Origin of the sequence: Mycobacterium sp. E2462 (assembly GCF_001672685.1) — a bacterium.
Lineage (GTDB): Bacteria > Actinomycetota > Actinomycetes > Mycobacteriales > Mycobacteriaceae > Mycobacterium.
This window is the reverse complement of sequence record NZ_LZKC01000196.1, coordinates 1-4,557: the sequence shown is the minus strand read 5'-3', so window position 1 is coordinate 4,557 and position 4,557 is coordinate 1. Positions and strand designations below refer to the sequence as shown.

The window sequence follows — 4,557 nt, the reverse complement described above, 5'->3', positions numbered from 1 at the left end:
ATCACCGCGCCGCCGAGGAAGTGCGCCGTGAGCGGCATGTTGAACAGCTCGCCCCAGGTGCCGCCCGCCACACCGTCGATCTTCTCCGCGATGCGCCGGGTGACCTTGTTGCCGATCGGGTTCCACGCGGGGTTCGGGTCGCCGTGGCCCTGCTTGCTGGTGTACCAGCGGATGCCCAGCTTGCCGCGCTTGGTGTAGGTGGTGATCGAGTTGTCCAGGTGCTGCATCACCAGCGCGATCAGCGTGCGCTCGCTCCACTGGCGCGGGTTGAGCAGCCGTAGCATCCTGCCCGGGTCTTCGCGCGCCTGGTCCACCAACTGCTTCCAGCGCGGCACGTCGGTGCCCTCCGGGCCGGTGCCGTCGGTCATCAGTGTCTGCAGCAGCCCCATCGCGTTGGAGCCCTTGGCGTAACGGCAGGGCTCGATGTGGGTGTCCGACGTCGGGTGGATCGACGACGTGATGGCCACGCCGTGCGTCAGGTCCAGGTTCGGGTCGACCTCGAGCTTGCCGGCACCGACGATGGACTCGGAGTTGGTACGGGTCAGCACGCCCAACCGGTCGGAAAGCCGGGGCAGCTTGCCCCGGTCGCGCATCTTGAACAGCAGGTGCTGGGTTCCCCAGGTGCCGGCGGCCAGGATCAGGTGCGACGCGGTGAAGGTGCGCCGGTCGCGGCGCAGCCAGCTGCCCGTGCGCACGGTGCGGACCTCCCACAGGCCGTCGGGACGCTGCTGGAACCCCTTGACCGTCGTCATCGGAAGCACCTCTGCGCCGTTGGCTTCCGCCAGGCCCAGGTAGTTCTTCACCAGGGTGTTCTTGGCGCCATAGCGGCACCCGGTCATACAACCGCCGCATTCCAGGCAGCCGGTGCGGTCGGGTCCCGCGCCGCCGAAGTACGGGTCCGGCACCGTCTTGCCCGGCGTCTTGGTGCCGTCGGGGCCGAAGAACACCCCGACCGGCGTGGGCACCCAGGTGTCGCCGCAGCCCATCTCGTCGGCGACCTCCTTGAGGACGCGATCGGCGTCGGTGAAGGTCGGATTGGTCACCACCCCGAGCATCCGTTGGGCCTGCTCGTAGTGCGGCATCAGCTCGTCACGCCAGTCGGTGATGTGCGACCACTGCCGGTCGGCAAAGAACGGCTCCGGCGGCACGTACAGCGTGTTGGCGTAGTTGAGCGAGCCACCGCCCACCCCAGCGCCGGCCAAGATCAGGACGTTCTTCAGGGGATGGATGCGCTGAATTCCGTAGCAGCCCAGCCGCGGCGCCCACAGGAATCTGCGCAGATCCCAGGACGTTTCGGCGAAGTCTTCGTCGGCATACCGCCGGCCGGCCTCCAAAACGCCGACGCGGTATCCCTTTTCCGTCAGTCGCAACGCGCTGACGCTGCCCCCGAAACCCGAACCGATGATGAGGACGTCGTAATCCGGCTTCATCCCCCCAGTATGGCCTTACTCACGGGTAACAAGCCAGCAACCCTGGCGAATCAACTGCCGACGGCCAGCCCGACCTTCTGGAACTCCTTGAGATCGCAGTAGCCGGCCTTGGCCATCGAGCGGCGCAGGCCGCCGACCAGGTTCAGCGCGCCGAACGGGTCGTCGGACGGGCCGCCGAGCACCTGCCGCAGCGGCGGGCGCTCGCCGACGGCGATCTGCAGCAGCGCGCCGCGCGGCAACGACGGGTGCGCGGCCGCGGCCGGCCAGAACCAGCCCTCGCCGAGGGCCTCGGCCGACTCGGCGAGCGGCGTGCCCAGCACCACCGCGTCGGCCCCGCAGGCGATCGCCTTGGCCAGCTCGCCGGAGGTGTGGATGTCGCCGTCGGCCAGCACGTGCACGTAGCGGCCGCCGGTCTCGTCGAGGTATTCGCGGCGGGCCGCCGCGGCGTCGGCGATCGCGGTGGCCATCGGCACGCTGATGCCCAGCACCTCGTCGCTGGTCGTCACCCCACGCGTCGAGCCGTAGCCGACGATGACGCCCGCCGCGCCGGTGCGCATCAGGTGCAGCGCGGTGCGGTGGTCGAGGACGCCGCCGGCGACCACCGGCACGTCCAGCTCCGAGATGAACGTCTTGAGGTTGAGCGGTTCCCCGTCGCTGGCCACCCGCTCGGCCGAGACGATGGTGCCCTGGATGACCAGCAGGTCGATGCCGGCCTGCACCAGCACCGGGGTGAGCGCCTGCGCGTTCTGCGGGCTGACCCGCACCGCGGTGGTGACGCCGGCCTCGCGGATGCGGGCCACCGCCGCCCCCAACAGGTCGGGGTTCAGCGGCGCGGCGTGCAGCTCCTGCAGGAGCCGGATCGCGGCGGACGGTTCGGGCTCCTTGCTGGCCGCCTCGACCAGTTGGGCGATCTTGGATTGCACGTCGGCGTGCCGGCCGATCAGCCCCTCGCCGTTGAGCACGCCCAACCCGCCCAGCCGGCCAAGCTCGATCGCGAACTCGGGCGACACCAGCGCGTCCGTCGGGTGCGCCAGCACCGGGATCTCGAACCGGTAGGCGTCGAGCTGCCACGCGGTCGACACGTCCTGCGACGACCGGGTGCGCCGCGACGGCACGATGCTGACTTCGCTCAATTCGTAGGTGCGACGGGCGGTGCGGCCCATCCCGATTTCCACCATGGCGGCCTCAGCGCGCGAAGTAGTTGGGCGCCTCGACGGTCATCGCGACGTCGTGCGGGTGGCTTTCGCGCAGCCCGGCGGAGGTGATCCGCACGAACTGCGCCTGCTGCAGCGCCTCGATGGTCGGCGAGCCGGTGTAGCCCATCGCGGCGCGCAGGCCGCCGGTCAGCTGGTGGATGACCGAGGACAGCGGGCCGCGGAACGGCACCCGCCCCTCGATACCCTCGGGCACCAGCTTGTCCTCGGAGAGGGCGTCGTCGGCGAAGTAGCGGTCCTTGGAGTAGGACTTGGCGGCCTGGCCGCCGGAACCCCGGCCGGCCATGGCGCCCAGCGATCCCATGCCGCGGTAGCTCTTGAACTGCTTGCCGTTGACGAAGATCAGCTCGCCCGGGGCCTCGGCCGTGCCGGCCAGCAGCGACCCGAGCATGGCCGTCGACGCGCCGGCCGCCAGCGCCTTGGCGATGTCGCCGGAGTACTGCAGCCCGCCGTCGGCGATCACCGGGACGCCCGCGGGCCCGCAGGCCGCCACCGCCTCCAGAATCGCCGTGATCTGAGGGGCGCCGACCCCGGCGACCACCCGGGTGGTGCAGATCGAGCCGGGCCCGACCCCGACCTTGACGGCGTCGGCGCCGGCGGCGACCAGGGCCGCGGCGGCCGACCGGGTGGCGACGTTGCCGCCGATCACCTCGACCTTCTCCCCGACCTCGGCCTTGAGTTTGCCGACCATGTCCAACACCAGCCGGTTGTGCGCGTGCGCGGTGTCCACGATGAGCACGTCGACCCCGGCGTCCACCAGCATCATCGCGCGCACCCAGGCGTCGCCGCCGACCCCGACGGCCGCGCCGACCAGCAGCCGGCCGTCGCTGTCCTTGGTGGCCAGCGGGTGCTGCTCGGTCTTGACGAAGTCTTTGACGGTGATCAGGCCGGTGAGCCTGCCGTGGCCGTCGACCACGGGCAGCTTCTCGATCTTGTTGCGGCGCAGCAGGCCCAGCGCGGCGTCGGCGCTGACCCCCTCCTGGGCGGTGATCAGCGGGGCCTTCGTCATGACCTCCGCGACCTTCTTGCCCTGGTCGACCTCGAAGCGCATGTCGCGGTTGGTAATGATGCCGACCAGCGACCCGGCCTCGTCGACCACCGGCAGCCCCGAGATCCGGAACCGCGCGCACAGCGCGTCGACCTGCGCCAGCGTGTTGTCGGGGCGGCAGGTGACCGGGTCGGTGACCATGCCGGCCTCCGAGCGCTTCACCGTCTCGACCTGCCCGGCCTGCTCGGCGACCGGCAGGTTGCGGTGCAGCACGCCCATGCCGCCGGCGCGGGCCATCGCGATCGCCATCCGCGACTCGGTCACGGTGTCCATTGCCGAGCTGACCAGCGGGACCTTCAACCGGATCTTGCGGGTGAGCTGGCTGGAGGTGTCGGCGGTCGCCGGCACCACGTCGGACGCCGCCGGCAGCAGCAGGACGTCGTCGAACGTCAAGCCCAGCATCGCCACCTTGTGCGGGTTGTCACCCCCGGTGGCGATCGGCTCGTCGAGGAAGCCGGAGACGGGGGTGACGCGCACGTAGGGGCTGCCGACGAGGTCGGAGCTGTCTTCCAGGTGGGACGTGCCACGGGTCATCGGCGGGGCCCTCCATGCGATGCGGCGTGAAGACCCCATCCTATCGGCTCGGTCCGCCACGGCGACGCTTGCTCGGGCGTGCCGCGGGGCCAAACCCGCGGCAGACGGCGGGTATCTGCCTGCTGGCGTTATCCGGGGCCTGCTGCGTAGGCTAGGGGCGTGCGCGACCACCTCCCGCCGGGTTTGCCGCCCGACCCTTTCGCCGACGATCCCTGCGACCCGTCAGCGGCGCTGGAAGCCGTAGAGCCCGGCCAGCCCCTGGATCAGCAGGAGCGGATGGCGGTCGAGGCCGACCTCGCGGACCTGGCGGTCTACGAAGCGTTGTTGGCGC

The 4,557-nt window shown here is 70.9% G+C and carries 4 protein-coding genes; 1 reads left to right on the top strand and 3 read right to left on the bottom strand.

The window, feature by feature from the left end:
- The 3 genes from A5714_RS09825 to guaB all read right to left on the bottom strand — a co-directional run.
- Positions 1 to 1,430: GMC family oxidoreductase N-terminal domain-containing protein (locus A5714_RS09825; protein WP_068284863.1), on the bottom strand; the 1,430-nt coding region annotated here is incomplete at its 3' end.
- Positions 1,431 to 1,480: 50 nt separating this feature from the next.
- Positions 1,481 to 2,608 carry a GuaB3 family IMP dehydrogenase-related protein gene (locus tag A5714_RS09820; RefSeq protein ID WP_068075282.1) on the bottom strand — a complete coding sequence of 376 codons (1,128 nt, stop codon included), beginning with the start codon at positions 2,606 to 2,608 and terminating at the stop codon, positions 1,481 to 1,483.
- Positions 2,609 to 2,615: 7 nt separating this feature from the next.
- On the bottom strand, positions 2,616 to 4,226 hold the full coding sequence (gene guaB, locus A5714_RS09815) for an IMP dehydrogenase (protein ID WP_068284861.1): 1,611 nt from the start codon (positions 4,224 to 4,226) through the stop codon (positions 2,616 to 2,618).
- 159 nt (positions 4,227 to 4,385) lie between these two features.
- On the opposite strand from guaB, the gene A5714_RS26525 reads away from it, so the two are divergent.
- On the top strand, positions 4,386 to 4,557 hold a 172-nt coding region (locus A5714_RS26525; protein ID WP_197513629.1), incomplete at its 3' end, for a DUF5319 family protein.